The organism is Arthrobacter sp. PL16, from assembly GCF_035985055.1.
Taxonomy (GTDB): domain Bacteria; phylum Actinomycetota; class Actinomycetes; order Actinomycetales; family Micrococcaceae; genus Arthrobacter_D; species Arthrobacter_D cheniae.
The window spans coordinates 1-1636 of sequence record NZ_JAXCIC010000024.1; the positions used below are offsets into that span (position 1 = coordinate 1).

At 67.2% G+C, this 1636-nt stretch carries 1 protein-coding gene; it reads right to left on the reverse strand.

From position 1 onward, the window contains the following. Positions 1–127: 127 nt before the first annotated feature. Positions 128–1636 (reverse strand): transketolase family protein (locus RCH21_RS17120; protein ID WP_326965416.1); only part of this gene is annotated, 1509 nt, incomplete at its 5' end.

Sequence of the window (1636 nt, forward strand, 5' to 3'; positions counted from 1 at the left end):
CCCTCGAGAGGTCATCGAGCCAGATGGATACGCCGGCGGCCGAAAGATCAGCTGTGGGTGTTGTCATGATGTACTCCTTGTCCGCTCAACGCGGAATGTGTGCTGGGTTCTGACGGAGGGTGCGGAACTACTGCTGGTCGCCGGTTTCGGTGGCTTGGTGGCCGGAGGCCATGGCGGGTGTGCCGTTGGGTGCCAGGGGGTCGGTGGTGATGGCTTCCAGGGAGTCCTTGGCGGCTTGGACGACGGCGTCGGCAGTGATGCCGAACTCGCGGTAGAGGGTTTTGTAGTCCGCGGAGGCACCGAAGTGTTCCAGGGACACGCTGCGTCCGGCGTCCCCGACGATGCCTTGCCAGCTCTGGGAGACACCGGCCTCGACGGACACGCGGGCCCGGACGGTGCGCGGCAGGACACTGTTGCGGTAGGCGGCGTCCTGGGCGTTGAACCATTCCAGGCACGGCATCGACACGACGCGGGCGCTGATGCCCTGGGCTTCGAGGGTTTCGCGGGCCTCGACGGCGAGCTGGACCTCGGAACCGGTACCGATGAGGATGACGTCGGGGGTGTCGGTGCTGGCCTCGGCGAGCACGTATCCGCCCTTGGCGACGCCCTCGGCGGAACCGAACGTGGTTCCGGTCGCCGGACCGTCACCGCGCTCATACACGGGGATGTTCTGGCGTGTCAGCACGATCCCGGCGGGGTTCTGGGTGTTCTCCAGGATCGTCCGCCAGGCCACGGCGACCTCGTTCGCGTCACCCGGGCGGACGACGTCGAGCCCGGGAATGGTCCGCAGCGACGCGAGCTGCTCCACCGGCTGGTGGGTCGGCCCGTCCTCGCCCAACCCGATCGAGTCATGGGACCACACATAGATCGCCGGAACACCCATCAGCGCACCCAGGCGCACCGCGGGCTTCTGGTAGTCGCTGAAGATCAAAAACGTCCCCGAGAACGCCCGGGTGCTGCTGTGCATCACGATGCCGTTGACGATCGCCGCCGCGGCGTGCTCGCGGATACCGAAGTGCAGCACACGCCCGTACGGGTTGCCCTTCCACGACGCGGTCTGACGGCTCTCGGGAATGAACGACGCCGCTCCCTCGATGGTCGTGTTGTTCGACTCCGCCAGATCAGCGCTGCCACCCCACAACTCAGGCAGGACCGGGCCGATCGCGGTCAGGACCTTCCCCGACGCCGCACGGGTCGAAAGATCCTTACCGGCCTCGAACGACGGCAGGCTCGCATCCCAGCCCGCCGGCAGGGTCCGTGCCTGGATACGCTCCAGCACGGCCGCTTCCTCGGCGTGCGAAGCCTGCCACGCATCGAAGCCCTCCTGCCAGGCCGCGTGCGCCTGAGCGCCGCGCTGCACGACACCGCGTGCGTGCTCCAGGACCTCCGGATCGACCTCGAAGTGCTTCTCCGGGTCAAAGCCCAACACTTCCTTCAACGCCGCGACCTCGTCCTTGCCCAGGGCCGAGCCGTGGATCTTGCCCGTGTTCTGCTTCTTCGGCGCCGGATACCCGATGATCGTGCGCAACGACACGATCGACGGCTTCGAGGTCTCGGCCTTCGCCGCGACCAGAGCCGAATACAGCTCCGCGACGTCCTCGACATACTTCCCGGTCTTCGTCCAGTCCACCCGCTG